Origin of the sequence: uncultured Nitratireductor sp., from assembly GCF_913053745.1 — a bacterium.
Taxonomy (GTDB): domain Bacteria; phylum Pseudomonadota; class Alphaproteobacteria; order Rhizobiales; family Rhizobiaceae; genus Nitratireductor.
The window spans coordinates 1-12,615 of record NZ_CAJXGF010000130.1 but is presented as its reverse complement, the minus strand read 5'-3'; the positions used below and the strand labels follow the sequence as shown (position 1 = coordinate 12,615).

Annotated in this window: 13 protein-coding genes; 4 read left to right on the top strand and 9 right to left on the bottom strand. The window is 61.2% G+C overall.

The window, feature by feature from the left end; translation table 11 throughout:
• Positions 1-240: 240 nt before the first annotated feature.
• The 8 genes from QZ638_RS18170 to QZ638_RS18135 all read right to left on the bottom strand — a co-directional run bounded on the left by QZ638_RS18170 (position 241) and on the right by QZ638_RS18135 (position 6,596).
• On the bottom strand, positions 241-720 hold the full coding sequence (locus QZ638_RS18170) for a F0F1 ATP synthase subunit B (protein ID WP_295813322.1): 480 nt from the start codon (positions 718-720) through the stop codon (positions 241-243).
• 9 nt (positions 721-729) lie between these two features.
• The gene (locus QZ638_RS18165; RefSeq protein ID WP_295813321.1) at positions 730-1,311 is read right to left on the bottom strand and encodes a F0F1 ATP synthase subunit B; all 582 of its coding nucleotides are present in this window, start codon (positions 1,309-1,311) and stop codon (positions 730-732) included.
• 65 nt (positions 1,312-1,376) lie between these two features.
• Positions 1,377-1,601 (bottom strand): F0F1 ATP synthase subunit C, encoded by a 225-nt coding sequence (locus QZ638_RS18160; RefSeq protein ID WP_009451405.1) that lies wholly within the window; start codon positions 1,599-1,601, stop codon positions 1,377-1,379.
• 128 nt (positions 1,602-1,729) lie between these two features.
• Positions 1,730-2,464, bottom strand: a complete 735-nt coding sequence (locus QZ638_RS18155) for a F0F1 ATP synthase subunit A (RefSeq protein WP_295813324.1) — start codon at positions 2,462-2,464, stop codon at positions 1,730-1,732.
• A 54-nt stretch (positions 2,465-2,518) separates the two neighbouring features.
• Positions 2,519-2,872, bottom strand: coding sequence for an AtpZ/AtpI family protein (locus QZ638_RS18150; protein ID WP_295813320.1), 354 nt, complete (start codon positions 2,870-2,872; stop codon positions 2,519-2,521).
• A gap of 246 nt (positions 2,873-3,118) precedes the next feature.
• The gene (locus QZ638_RS18145) at positions 3,119-4,303 is read right to left on the bottom strand and encodes a cell wall hydrolase (protein ID WP_295813319.1); all 1,185 of its coding nucleotides are present in this window, start codon (positions 4,301-4,303) and stop codon (positions 3,119-3,121) included.
• 177 nt (positions 4,304-4,480) lie between these two features.
• A complete protein-coding gene (gene der, locus QZ638_RS18140; RefSeq protein ID WP_295813318.1) occupies positions 4,481-5,911 on the bottom strand; it encodes a ribosome biogenesis GTPase Der in 1,431 nt (476 codons plus the stop codon).
• Positions 5,912-5,930: 19 nt separating this feature from the next.
• Entirely contained in the window at positions 5,931-6,596 is a 666-nt protein-coding gene (locus QZ638_RS18135) for a tetratricopeptide repeat protein (protein WP_295813323.1), read from the bottom strand.
• A gap of 214 nt (positions 6,597-6,810) precedes the next feature.
• On the opposite strand from QZ638_RS18135, the gene QZ638_RS18130 reads away from it, so the two are divergent.
• Entirely contained in the window at positions 6,811-7,800 is a 990-nt protein-coding gene (locus QZ638_RS18130; protein WP_295813317.1) for a polysaccharide deacetylase, read from the top strand.
• A gap of 64 nt (positions 7,801-7,864) precedes the next feature.
• On the opposite strand, the gene QZ638_RS18125 is transcribed toward QZ638_RS18130, so the two are convergent.
• Positions 7,865-9,454, bottom strand: a complete 1,590-nt coding sequence (locus QZ638_RS18125; RefSeq protein WP_295813316.1) for a BCCT family transporter — start codon at positions 9,452-9,454, stop codon at positions 7,865-7,867.
• 423 nt (positions 9,455-9,877) lie between these two features.
• Here QZ638_RS18125 and QZ638_RS18120 point away from each other — a divergent pair, with 423 nt between their 5' ends.
• From QZ638_RS18120 to QZ638_RS18110, 3 genes are all read left to right on the top strand, one after another.
• A complete protein-coding gene (locus tag QZ638_RS18120; RefSeq protein WP_295813315.1) occupies positions 9,878-10,147 on the top strand; it encodes a YMGG-like glycine zipper-containing protein in 270 nt (89 codons plus the stop codon).
• 194 nt (positions 10,148-10,341) lie between these two features.
• Positions 10,342-11,307 (top strand): sugar-binding transcriptional regulator, encoded by a 966-nt coding sequence (locus tag QZ638_RS18115; RefSeq protein WP_295813314.1) that lies wholly within the window; start codon positions 10,342-10,344, stop codon positions 11,305-11,307.
• 44 nt (positions 11,308-11,351) lie between these two features.
• A partial coding sequence (locus tag QZ638_RS18110; RefSeq protein WP_295813313.1) for a class II aldolase/adducin family protein occupies positions 11,352-12,615 on the top strand: 1,264 nt, incomplete at its 3' end.

Genomic DNA, 12,615 nt, shown 5'->3' with positions numbered 1-12,615 from the left:
CGGATGCCGCCCATGTTTTTCTAAAATGCTGGATCCGGCTCTACGGGCATTTGTGCATGGAGATCTTTCGGCAGATCACCTTTGCCTACACGGATATGGAACCATCGTTCGAGGAGTGCCTCAGCGATCTATGCACGCTTCTCGACGTGCCGTACGAGCCTCCGGCGACCTGAACTCCTTGCAAACAAAAACGCCGCCGGAAACCGGCGGCGTTTTTGAAAAGTCGTCAGGAAAGGCCGATCAGTTCAGCTTCGCCTTCACGTCCTGAAGCGAGGCCTTGAACAGATCGCCGCTGGTCTTGGCGTCCACCTTGTCGGCCAGGACACTGCGGGCCGCTTCCACGGCAAGGTCGACGGCGCTCGCGCGCACTTCGTTGACCGCGTCCTGCTCTGCCTGCTCGATCTTCTGTTCGGCCAGAGCGGTCCGACGGGCGACATACTCTTCCGTCTTCTGCTTGGCTTCCTTGACGATCAGCTCGGCCTCGTGTTTGGCGGCGCTGACGATGTCCTGCGCCTCCTGCTCGGCTTCCTGCCGCTTGCGCTGATACTCGGCCAGCAATTGCTGCGCGTCTTCGCGCAGCTTGCGTGCTTCGTCCAGCTCGTTGCGAATGCGTTCGGCGCGTCCGTCGAGTGCACCGTTGATCATCCCCGGAACTTTGAAATAGGCGAGGATGCCCAGGAAGATGATCAGGGCTATAAACGCCCAGAATGTCGCGTCCATCGCCCTCTCCTACTGCTTGACGGATTTGACGGCGGCTTTCGCCGCGGTCTTGTCGAGCCGGCCGCCCACCAGTTCCTGGACGATGGATGCCGCCGTATCCTCGGCAATCGCGCCCACGTCCTTCATGGCCGTCTCCTTGATCGAAGCGATGCGCTTTTCGGCTTCGTCGAGCTTGGCGTCGAGCTCTTTCTCGATCTCGCGCCGCTCGGCGTCCGCTTCCGCCTTGGCGGCGTCGCGGGCTTCCTGGCCGATGGCGTTGGCTTTCTTGCGGGCGTCGGCGAGCTCCTGCTCGTAGGCGGCAACCGCCTCGTCCGCCTCTTCCTTCATCCGTGCCGCCTGATCGAGGTCCTGGGCGATGCGGTCGCGCCGCACTTCCAGAATACCGCCGATGCGCGGAAGCACGACACGCTTCAGGAACAGGTAAAACAGCCCGAAGGTAATCGCCAGCCACAGAATCTGCGAGGGAAATGTGGACGAATCGAAAGGCGGGAAGCCGGCCTCGTGCGCGCCTTCAGACGCCACGCCGGTTTCCGAATGGGTCGCTTCCGCGGCGTCTTGCGCCGAGGCTGCGAATGCCGTTGCCACAAACATTGTCTACCTCTTGTAAAACCGGCCGGACGCCCGTGAGCGGCCGGCCATGCACGCGGATTGCGCGCTTAGGTGAAGAGGAGGAGCAGAGCGATGAGCAGCGAGAAGATGCCGAGAGCTTCCGTCACGGCGAAGCCGAAGATCAGGCGGCCGAACTGACCGTCTGCTGCCGACGGGTTGCGCAGGGCGCCCGAGAGATAGCTGCCGAAGATGTTGCCGAGGCCGAGGGCTGCACCGGCCATGCCGAGACAAGCGATACCGGCACCGATGGCCTTTGCTGCTTCTACTTCCATTTTGAAACTCCTTAGTGATCGCGGATTTGCGTGTTTTCTTCAGACATGGCGGAGGTCCGCCGGTGAAACCTGTTTTCCTCTGGTCCGGCCTTTCGAACCGGACAAAGTCTGTCTTTTCGATCCCTTTGTCAGTGGCTGGGATGAACGGCGTCGTTCAGATACATGCAGGTCAGTACGGCGAAGACGTAGGCCTGCATGAAGGCGACGAGGAATTCGAGGCCGGTAATCGCCACCGTCATGATCAGCGGCAGCACCGCACCGGCAGCACCGGCAACGCCGAATGCGCTCAGAGAGGTAACAAAGCCGGCGAAAACCTTGAGCGTGATGTGACCGGCCAGCATATTGGCGAACAGACGGACCGAAAGGCTGACGGGACGCGAGAGAAACGAAACGATCTCGATCAGCACCACCAGAGGCACGACCACGCCGGGAACCCCTTGCGGCACGAACAGTTTCAGAAAGCCGAAACCGTGCTTCAGGAAACCGTAGACCACCACCGTGCCGATCACCAGAAGCGCGAGCGCGAAGGTAACGATGATGTGGCTGGTCACGGTGAAGAAATAAGGGAACAGGCCAAGCAGATTGGCCATCAGCACGAAGGTGAAGATCGAAAACACGAACGGGAAGAACCGCATTCCGTGCGATCCGGCCGAATCTCTCAGCATCGATGCCACGAATTCGTAGGTCATCTCCGAAATCGACTGCAGACGACCGGGCACCAGGCCACGGCTGGATGTGGTCAGGAACAGGAACGCACCGGCGGCGACCACCGTCGCGACCATGAAGGCCGAAGAGTTCGTGAAGGAGAAATCCAGTCCGCCGACCTCAATCGGAATCCACTTGGAGATCTGGAACTGATGGATCGGATCGTTGGCCCCCTGGCCCCCCTCGCTTCTGGTCTGGCGCCCGGGCGCCGTTCACTTCTTCTCGGAACCCTGCCCGCCATTCGATGAGCGGATCCCGAATTCAGCAATAAGCCCCGCCGAACGCAGGACATTGAGAACCCCTGCGCCGAAACCGAGGAGCAGGAAAATGATCAGCCCCCAGGGAGACGTTCCGGCGAAATGATCGATAACCCACCCGAGAACCGCGCCGACGCCAACGCCGGCAATGAACTCGCTGGATAGTCTGAGCGCCTGACCGACGCCCGCCATATCGCCTTCTGTCTTCCCCTCGCCGCCGTCTCGCTTCGCCGGTCGTTTCTCCGCGAGAGCCTTCTCCAGATCGGCGCGCCGACGCTGCAAGTCGTCCGGCTGATCCTCGTTGGCCACCGCAATCTCCGTACCGGGTTTGCTGGTCAGCGGTTGTCCGCTGGAAAGTCGCGCGCAACATAGTGAGCGCCCACGCCCCAGTCAAGCCGCTGCGGGTGCCATTCACAAAGGCAAAAAAACTTTTAAAAACAATATGATGATTAGATGCGACAATGCGCGCAGCGGCAAATGGCGCACTGAAAACGGGAATCGCGGCGAGACTTGGCGCTTTTCCGCCCGCCGCTCAATCCCGTTTGGGTCGCCGGATCAGTTCCAGCCGCCGCCATAGGTGCGATAGAAAATGTGCTGACCGATCTTCTTCATGCGCTCCATCGCGCCGGCCCAGCGCGGATGCACATAGGTCGCGTGATAATGGGTGGACGACCCCACTTCCGGCAACCAGATCTTGCCCGCCGTGGTGGCCATGGCCACGTCCTGCGCCATCTTGAAGTGTCCGGGGCTCTTGACCCGGTCGCGGATGCCGTCGCAGGCGAATGAGAATTGGCAGCGGTTGCGCCATTTCTCGTTCTGGTAGACCACGCCGCAGATGCTGCCGGGATAGGTGGGATTGCGCACCCGGTTCAGGATGACCTGCGCCACGGCCGCCTGGCCCTTAACGGATTCGCCGCGTGCCTCGAAATAGATGCCGGCGGCGAGACATTGCTGTTCGCGGTCGGAAAACACCGCGGCCGGAAGCGCGTGGCGTGCCCATGGGTGATCCTTCGCGCCAACCGGCGGAATAAAGCGGCCGCCCGTCGGATCCTCCTCGCGCAGAATACTCGCAAATGGCGATGCCTTGGCATAGTCCGGCTCCGGCGGCGCATAGGCGGTTGCCAGAACGTCGGCGCGATCGTTGGTCACCAGTTCGGCAATTGCGCGCGGAATGGTGGGATCGGCCTTCTTGTCGCGTTTCATATAGAAGGCGGAGGCGATGCGCACTTCCTTGCCTTTGATGTCCGGGTTCACGAAGGCCATCAGCTTTTCGCCGGTCCTGGGTTTCTCCAGAAGAAAGCTGGTCTTCTCGAAAATGGTGCCAGCCTCGAACAGCCTGGGCGGCTGTACCGGCACCACCTGCACCAAACGCCCGGTCTTTTCCGCCCGGTTGATGCGCGCCTCGTCCGGCGTCGTGCCGGTGAAACCTTTCTTTCCGCGGAAGGCGACAGCGCCGATGCCGGGCGCATCCATGCCCGATCCGGAAATGCTGCCGGTTTTCAAATCGCCATCGACAAAAGGCATTTCCGCCTGATGGATCGACCCGGCGACGGATTTTTCCACATAGGCGGCCCAACGCGGGCCCGTCCCTTCTTCTCCGGAAACGAGTCCGGCCATGTCCTGATGCGCAACCATACCAGGAAAACCGATCCAGAACCCCAACGCCACCAATGCTGGCGCCAGAATGGAACGCGATTCATCATCCGCCCTGCGCGGTACCCTTCCAGTCCGACGAAGCACCCACACTCTCCGATACGCAACTCGACCCAGTTTCAGAAACCATATTTGGTTAACCTTGATCACTGGTTAACGCGGTGTGGCGGCGGTGTGGCGGCGGTGGGAACAGCCAGGGCGCGAAGAAAAACGGGCCTTGCCTTGCAAAGCCCGTCACGATGAAGAACGGCTTTTTCGTGCCACTCAGCGGCGTTTCTTCGCCCGCCCCGCATAGGGATTGTCGGAGGTACGCAGCGCCATGCGTATCGGCACCCCGTAAAGGCTGAACGTCTCGCGCAGGCCGTTCATCAGATAGCGCACATAGGATTGCGGCATCGCTTCGGGCCGCGAGCACGAAACGACGAAGCCCGGCGGACGCGTCTTGATCTGGGTCATGTATTTGACCTTGAGACGCCGCCCGGCAACGGCCGGTGGCGGATGCTGCGCCGTGGCGCCTTCGAGCCAGCGGTTGAGCCGACCGGTCGAGATGCGGCTGTTCCAGGTGCGATGGGTCTTCTCCACCGCTTCCATGAGCTTGTCGAAGCCGCGACCGGTTTCCGCCGAAATCGGCACGGCCTGCAGCCCGCGCACCTGCGGCAAGAGCCGCTCGGTCTTTTCGCGCAGCTCGGCCAGCGTTTCCTGCCTGTCCTCGATCAGGTCCCACTTGTTGAAGGCAATGACCGGCGCCCTGCCCTCGCGGATGATCAGATCGGCGATCTGTAAATCCTGCTTTTCGAACGGGATGGTGGCGTCGAAAACCACGATAACCACTTCGGCGAAACGCACCGCCCGCAGTCCGTCGGCAACCGAAAGCTTTTCCAGCTTCTCCTGAACCCGTGCCTTGCGGCGCATGCCGGCCGTGTCGAACAGTTTGATCTTTCGGTCACGCCATTGCCAGTCGACGGAGATCGAATCGCGCGTGATCCCGGCCTCGGGGCCGGTCAGCATGCGTTCTTCGCCGAGCAATGCGTTGATCAGAGTGGACTTGCCGACATTCGGTCGGCCGACAATGGCGATCCGCAGCGGCTTGGACGAATCGTAAGCCGCTTCGTCCTCCGCATCGGGGTCGATGTCCTCGCCTACGGTGATCTCGTTCGTGGAAACTACGACCGTCTCCGGCTCATCGTCCAGCGCCACGTCCTCGCCGAGCGCCTCGACAATGGCATCGCGCAGATCGGACATGCCGAGGCCGTGCTCGGCGGACACTTCCACTGGATCGCCGAGCCCCAGTTCCCAGGCGTCGAGAACGCCGTTGCGGGCGGCGTTCACATCCATCTTGTTGGCCACCAGAACGACCGCCTTGCCGCTGCGGCGCAGAACATTGGCGAATGTCGCATCGTCGGGCATCACGCCGGCACGCGCATCGATCATGAAAAGAGCGATATCGGCTTCGTCGATCGCCTGCTCAGTCTGGGCGCGCATTCGGCCTTCCAGCGTCGGCGCGGCCGCACTCTCGAGTCCGGCCGTGTCGATCACCTCGAAACGCAGATCCTGAAGGCGGGCGGGATGCGAACGCCGATCCCGCGTTACGCCGGGCGTGTCATCGACAATGGCCAGACGCCGTCCGGCAAGCCGGTTGAACAGCGTCGACTTGCCGACATTCGGCCGGCCGATAATTGCGAGTTTGAAGGCCATGGGGGCTCACCGGTTCCGGCTATTCGGCCGGGCTCGAGCCATGAATCAGCTCGATCATCATATCGGCGCGCTGGCGCGTGTTGCGCGGTGCCTCGGCATCTGCGGAAATCTGCTGGAAAAGTTGCAGCGCATCCTCGCGATTGCCTTCCTTCCATGCTGCGAGCCCGAGCGTCTCACGCGCCGTGTGACGCAGTGCATTGCCATCGGCCGTCAGCGTCTCCACCCGCGCGGAAACGTCCGCATAGGAACCGTGATCGACCAGCAGAAGCCCGGCGCGCAAGCGCGCCATATCGGCAATTACATCGGTCACGGAATCGTCGGCGGCAATCGCGTCGAAGGCGGCGACGGCGCCTTCCGCATCGCCATCGGCGGCCAGAACTGTCGCCGAACGCATACGTGCCAGAAGCGGATAGGAGCCATGGCCGCTGTCTTCAAGTTCCTCGAAAGCGGCGAGCGCCTCGGCGTTCTCACCCTGGCGCGCCAGGGTGAGCGCTTGGGAAAAAGCATCGCCCGATGCATTGGCACGGGACGCGGTCCAGCGCTCATAGCCGACATAGCCCGCGGTCGCCACCACGAGCAACACGGCCGCGCCGATGGCGATGGGGCCGAAACGACGCCACAGAGACTTGAACTGATCCTGGCGTAGCTCTTCGTTGACTTCGCGAATGAAACTGTCGTCGGACATATGCGACCCATGCTTGGCGGGCATTTCCCGCGCTTTTCCGGTTCCCGGCTTTTTAGACGAAATTTGCCGCCATGGAAGGGGGCGAAAGCATTTCGTCCCGATTCTCTTGGTTTGCAGCCATTGCCAACCTCAATTCATGGGCGATTACGTTCCAAACTCGGCCATATTTGCCGGTAATGCTGCATCCTCGAATTGCATACTGGATTAATCGATCATGCTCAAATTTCTCTGCGCCGGTGCGTCCGCGCTGGCGTTGACAGGTTCCTGTTTCGCAGGCGAGGCCGAACAAACGCCGAGGCCGCAATATGTGATCATATCTTTCGACGGTGCGCTGCATTTGGAACAGTGGGAACGCAGCCGCGCTCTTGGCAAGGAAACCGGCGCGCGCTTCACCTATTTTCTCTCCTGTGTGTATCTGTTGGCACCCGAAACACGCAAAGCCTATCAGCCTCCCGGTATGCCGCGCGGCCGCACCAATGTCGGCAGCGGCTATTCGCGGGAGGATGTCGAGGGGCGGCTCGGTCAGATATGGACTGCCCGTTCCGAAGGGCACGAGGTGGCCAGTCACGGCTGCGGGCATTTCGACGGCAAGGATTGGGGCGCGGAAGAGTGGGCCCAGGAGTTCGACCAGTTCACGACCGTCGTCGCCGACGCCTGGAAGCTGAACGGGATCGAGGGCGAGCCAAAGGAGTGGCAGGATTTCGCACGCAAGGAAATCCGCGGCTTCCGTGCGCCTTATCTCTCCACGAACAAGGGGCTTTTTCAAACGCTCGATGAGCGCGGTTTCGCCTACGATGCGAGCACCGTTTCGCGCGGTCCCGTCCTTCCCAAATCCCGCAACGGCGTGACGCATTTCTCGCTGCCTCTGATCCCCGAGGGGCCGCGCGACCGGAAGATCATCGCCATGGACTACAATCTTTATGTCCGTCATTCGGCCGGAAAGGAAAAACCGGAAGCCGCGCCGGCGTTCGAGCAGCGAGCCTACGATGCGTTCAAGGCGACCTTCGAGAAGGAATATGCAGGCCGTCGCACACCGGTCCAGCTCGGCTTTCACTTTACCTTGATGAACGACGGCGCCTACTGGAACGCTCTGGAGCGTTTCGCGCGCGATGTCTGCGTCAAGGATGAGGTGAGATGCGTGAGCTACCGCGATTATCTGTCGGCCGTTTCCGAGACGGCTCGGCCCTCCCAGGGCGGAACGTGATTGCAAAAGGGCCCCGGCAACCGGTACCGGGGCCCCTTTTTTTTCAGCATCGTGCCACGGGATGTCAGTTCCCGATTTCCCTTTCCTGCCGCAGCGCCTTGTAAGTGGCGTAGAGCATGACCATCAACAGAATCGCGAACGGGAAACCCGTTGCGATCGCACCGGCCTGAAGCGCCGCCAGCCCGCCGCCAAGCAGAAGCACGATCGCGACAAGCCCCTCGAAGAGCGCCCAGAAGACGCGCTGTGCGACCGGAGCGTCGATCTTGCCCCCTGCGGTAATCGTGTCGATCACCAGTGAGCCGGAATCCGACGACGTCACGAAGAAAACGATCACCAGGATAATGCCGATAAGCGAGCTGACGCCGGCAAGCGGCAGATCGGCCAGCATGGCGAACAGCGAAAGTTCGGGCACGTAGTCGACAACCGTCTCCTGAACGCCGGTGTATCCTTCCGTCAGGAACTGCTCCATTGCGGTGCCGCCGAACGTGGTCATCCACAGGATCGACACGAGTGTGGGGATGATCAGCACGCAGGTGATGAACTCCCGCACCGTACGCCCCTTGGAAACGCGGGCGATGAACATGCCCACGAAAGGCGACCAGGAAATCCACCAGGCCCAGTAGAACGTGGTCCAGCCATGCATGAAGCCGGTATCCTCACGTCCGATCCAGTTGGCGAGGTGGGGCAGTTCTTTCACATATGACCATGTGTTGGAAAAGAAGCCCGTAATGATTGCCAGGGTCGGACCGAAGGCGATGACGAACGCCAGAAGAAGAATGGCCAGCACCATATTGATCTCGGAAAGACGCTTCACGCCCGCATCCAGACCGGCCAGCACCGAAATCAGAGCCACGCCCGTAATGCCCATGATGAGCAGAACCTTGATCGTATCCGTGTTCGGCACGCCGTAGAGCTCGTTAAGGCCGGCCAGAGCCTGCGAAGCACCGAAGCCCAGCGATGTGGCAAGGCCGAACAGCGTCGCGAAAACCGCCATGATATCGATCAGATGGCCGGGCCAGCCGCGCACCCGCTCCCCCAGGATCGGGAAGAAGGCGGAACGGATCGAAAGCGGCAACCCCTTGTTGTAAGCCGCAAGCGAAAGCGAAAGTGCCAGAACCGCGTAGATCGCCCAGGGATGCAGGCCCCAGTGGAAAATGGTCGCCGCCATCCCCATCTCGCGGGCCGCCGGTACCGCGCTCGCGACGACCTCGCCGTCGGCGATCGGCGCTTCGAGCCCGAGAGGCGGATTGTTGAAATGATACATCGGCTCCAGAACGCCGAAGAACATCAGGCCGATACCCATACCTGCGGCAAACAGCATGGCGAACCAGCCGGAATAGGAATATTCGGGTACGGCGTCCTTGCCGCCGAGCCTGACTTTGCCGAGGGGTGTCAGCGCCACCACGATGCAAAACAGCACGAACAGATTGGCCGACAGCATAAAGACCCAATCGAAGGTCGAGGTCAGCCAGACCCGCAAGCCGCCGAGCACGTCGCCTGCCACGTCGCGGAAAATCAGTGTGATGATCACGAAAGCGACGATCAGCACGGCGGAAATGAAGAAGACGGGGTTGTGAACGTCCAGGCCGAGCAGGCGAATGTTGTCCTGCCCCGGTTCGATCCCGTGGTCCTCCCCGATGATTTCGTTTGACATATTTCGCTCCATGTCTGTCCGAGGGCTGGAAGCAAACGAGAGATTGGCCGCCCGCCACCGGAACACTCCTCCACACATTGGAGGGTGGCCCAAAAGCGCCATCGCACATTGTCTGTATGCGACCTCGACCGTGTGGATTGAGACCAAAGTCGGGCAAATGAAGGCAAGATGGAACCCCGCAGGCCAGATTTTTGCCCAAAAAAAGACAAAATTCACACAGCCGGTCCAAAATTGCACTGAGTTCAGCGGATTAATTCACAGAAGAAGGCGAGAAATCGACACAAACTGCGCTTGTGCATCGGAGTTTTGCCCGATTTTATGTCCATGTTATATCGCGATAGGGACATCAAAATTCAGATAGCTTCGGACGGAACCAAATCGATGTCTGCGGCTTATGATCATGAAACCATTTGGAGAGGACCCATGAAAAAGTCACTGCTTCTCGTGCCTGCGCTGCTTCTGGCCGTTGCGGCTTGCACGCCCACCGAACAGGGCGCGGCCTTCGGCGGCGCCAGCGGCGCGGCCATCGGTGCGCTCGCTGCCGGCAACAAGGTCGAAGGCGCGATCATTGGCGGCGCCATCGGCACCGTGGCCGGCGCGCTGGTCGGTCGCGCATCGGAAGGCAGCAATCGCTGCGTCTATCGCGATGAGTATGGCCGCCGTTACGAGGCCCGTTGCCCGCGCGGTTACTGATCGGGTCCGGCAGCGCGGAACGCGCTGCCTGAAAAGTTTTGCAAAGGCCGGGGTGTTCGCATCCCGGCCTTTTGCTTGCTCTTTTCCCGGCCTTCGATAAGGTCGGACCTGCGAAACATCATGAGCCACGCTTCTTTCCGGCGATGAATTGACTTTTGTCAATCAGCGTGAATAATGTCGAAAGGAGGCGTGAAATGGCTTATCGTCCGGCAGATCAAATCATACATAAAGCCGCCTGGCTTTATTATACGCACGGGCTGCGGCAGGACGAAGTGGCCCAGCGCCTGAACATTTCGCGGGCGTCCGTGGCGCTCTATCTGCGCAAGGCGCGCGAGGCCGGCATCGTCAATATTTCCACCTCCACCCATCTGTTCAGCGGCGAGCGTCTTGCCCGACAGATGGAAGATACTTTCGGACTTGAGACCGTCTGGCTGGTGGAAGAGGACGCGCTTTCCCCTTCCCCGGCTTCCGAGATCCCGACCTTGGCTGCCAATGTCTTTCTCGAAATGGTCGAAAACGACAACCGCGTCTGCGTCGCATGGGGACGCACGGTCTACGACATCGCCGACGCGATGAGCTATGCCGATCGCGAAGGCGTCACCGTGGTGGAAATGTGCGGCAATCTCGGCTCGCCCTATGCCTATCGCCCCGACCAGTGCACGATGGAAATCGCCCGCCGGTTGAACGCCAAGGGGCTGAATTTTTACGCGCCTCTCGTGCTCAGCACCCAGGAACTGGCGCGCGCCCTGCGGGAAGAGCCGGTCATCCGCGAACAGCTCGACGGCATCGGCGCCTGCGATCTGGCGCTCTTCACCGTCGGCGCGCTGGATGCGGACAGCCACGTCATCAAATGCGGTGCGCTCGGCCTCGACGAGCTCAAGACACTGAAGACCATGGGCGCCACCGGCGTCATCGCCGGGCAGATCATCACCGCCGACGGCACCCTGCTCGACTGCGATTACAACCGACGCATGATCTCGGCGGATTTCGATGCCATCCGCGCCATCCCCAAGCGGCTCATGGTCGTGCAGGAGGACGAAAAATTCGAGCCTCTCAACGCGGCCATCGCCGGCCGTTTCTTCACCCATCTGGTGACCACTTCCTCCATGGCGGCAAAGCTTCTGAAGCATCACGCCGTCAGTGAACCGACGCCGGCCTGATCCACGCCGGCAAGCCCAACCTTCAAGACACGTACAGGACTGACATGCAGAACCTCTGGAAAGACAGCGAAGCCGAAAAGCTCGTCGAGCACTACGCCGCAAAGGGTGTCGACCGCGACCTGGCGCTGCGCGTCTACACGACCCGCCTTCTCGGCGGCGAGCCGCGCCTTGTCCTGCATGGCGGCGGCAACACGTCACTCAAAAGCAAGGCCACCGACATTCTGGGCCGCGAATACGATGTCCTGTGCGTCAAGGGCAGCGGCTGGGACATGGGCGTGATCCAGCCGCAGGGTCTGCCTGCGGTGAAGATGGACGCACTTCTGGCCGCCCGCGCTCTGCCCTCCCTCGCCGACGAGGACATGGTGGCGATGCAGCGCGCCAACCTCATCGATCCGGGTTCCCCGAACCCGTCCATCGAAACGCTGCTGCACGCCTTCCTGCCGCATAAATTCGTCGATCACACCCACTCGACCGCCATCCTCGCGCTGGTCGACCAGAAGGATTCCGAAGCGCTCTGCAAAAAGGTCTTTGGCGACCGGCTGGGCTTCGTGCCCTACATCAAGCCGGGCTTCGACCTCGCCAAGGAAGCCGCCGACATCTACGACAAGAATCCCTCCGTCGAAGGCCTGATCCTCGACAAGCACGGCATCTTCACCTTCGCCGAAGACGCGAAGACGGCCTACGATCTGATGATCGAGTTCGTCACCATGGCCGAGGATTACGTGGCCGAAAACGGCAAGACGCCGTTCAAGCCGGTGGCACTGCCGAAGGAGTTGGCAACCCCGTCCGAGATCATGCCCTATCTGCGCGGCGCCATCGCCATTGACGAGGGCGAAGGCAAATATGGCCGCATGGTCTGCGATTTCCGCACCTCGCCGAAAATCCTCGATTATGTGAACGCCGACACGGCGCAAGAGCTCGCCACGCGCGGTGTCTCCACGCCGGACCTGTCGATCCGCATCAAGACCGGCCCGATGGTGCTGCCCGCGCCGGAAGCCGGCAAGCTCGATCAATATGGCAAGATCGTCCGCGAAGAAGTCGCCGCGTTCTCGGAGCGCTACAAAGACTATTTCGAGATCAACAACGCCGCCGACGATGTCGAGCGCACCATGCTCGACACCATGCCGCGCCTGACGCTCGTGCGCGGGCTCGGCCTCATCGGCCATGGCCGCAGCATGAAGGAAGCGAAGATCGCCGCCGATGTGGGCGAGATGCTGGTAGAAGCCGTCACCGGCGCCGAAGCCATCGGCTCGTTCTACCCGCTGGCGCTCTCCGACCTCTTCGAGCTCGAATACTGGTCTCTCGAAC

What these genes read in the sequence shown, in the direction of transcription:
- QZ638_RS18170 (WP_295813322.1), bottom strand. Translation starts at nt 720, where the DNA reads ATGGACGCGACATTCTGGGCGTTTATAGCCCTGATCATCTTCCTGGGC.
- QZ638_RS18165 (WP_295813321.1), bottom strand. Translation starts at nt 1,311, where the DNA reads ATGTTTGTGGCAACGGCATTCGCAGCCTCGGCGCAAGACGCCGCGGAA.
- QZ638_RS18160 (WP_009451405.1), bottom strand. Translation starts at nt 1,601, where the DNA reads ATGGAAGTAGAAGCAGCAAAGGCCATCGGTGCCGGTATCGCTTGTCTC.
- der (WP_295813318.1), bottom strand. Translation starts at nt 5,911, where the DNA reads ATGGCCTTCAAACTCGCAATTATCGGCCGGCCGAATGTCGGCAAGTCG.
- QZ638_RS18135 (WP_295813323.1), bottom strand. Translation starts at nt 6,596, where the DNA reads ATGTCCGACGACAGTTTCATTCGCGAAGTCAACGAAGAGCTACGCCAG.
- QZ638_RS18130 (WP_295813317.1), top strand. Translation starts at nt 6,811, where the DNA reads ATGCTCAAATTTCTCTGCGCCGGTGCGTCCGCGCTGGCGTTGACAGGT.
- QZ638_RS18125 (WP_295813316.1), bottom strand. Translation starts at nt 9,454, where the DNA reads ATGTCAAACGAAATCATCGGGGAGGACCACGGGATCGAACCGGGGCAG.
- QZ638_RS18120 (WP_295813315.1), top strand. Translation starts at nt 9,878, where the DNA reads ATGAAAAAGTCACTGCTTCTCGTGCCTGCGCTGCTTCTGGCCGTTGCG.
- QZ638_RS18115 (WP_295813314.1), top strand. Translation starts at nt 10,342, where the DNA reads ATGGCTTATCGTCCGGCAGATCAAATCATACATAAAGCCGCCTGGCTT.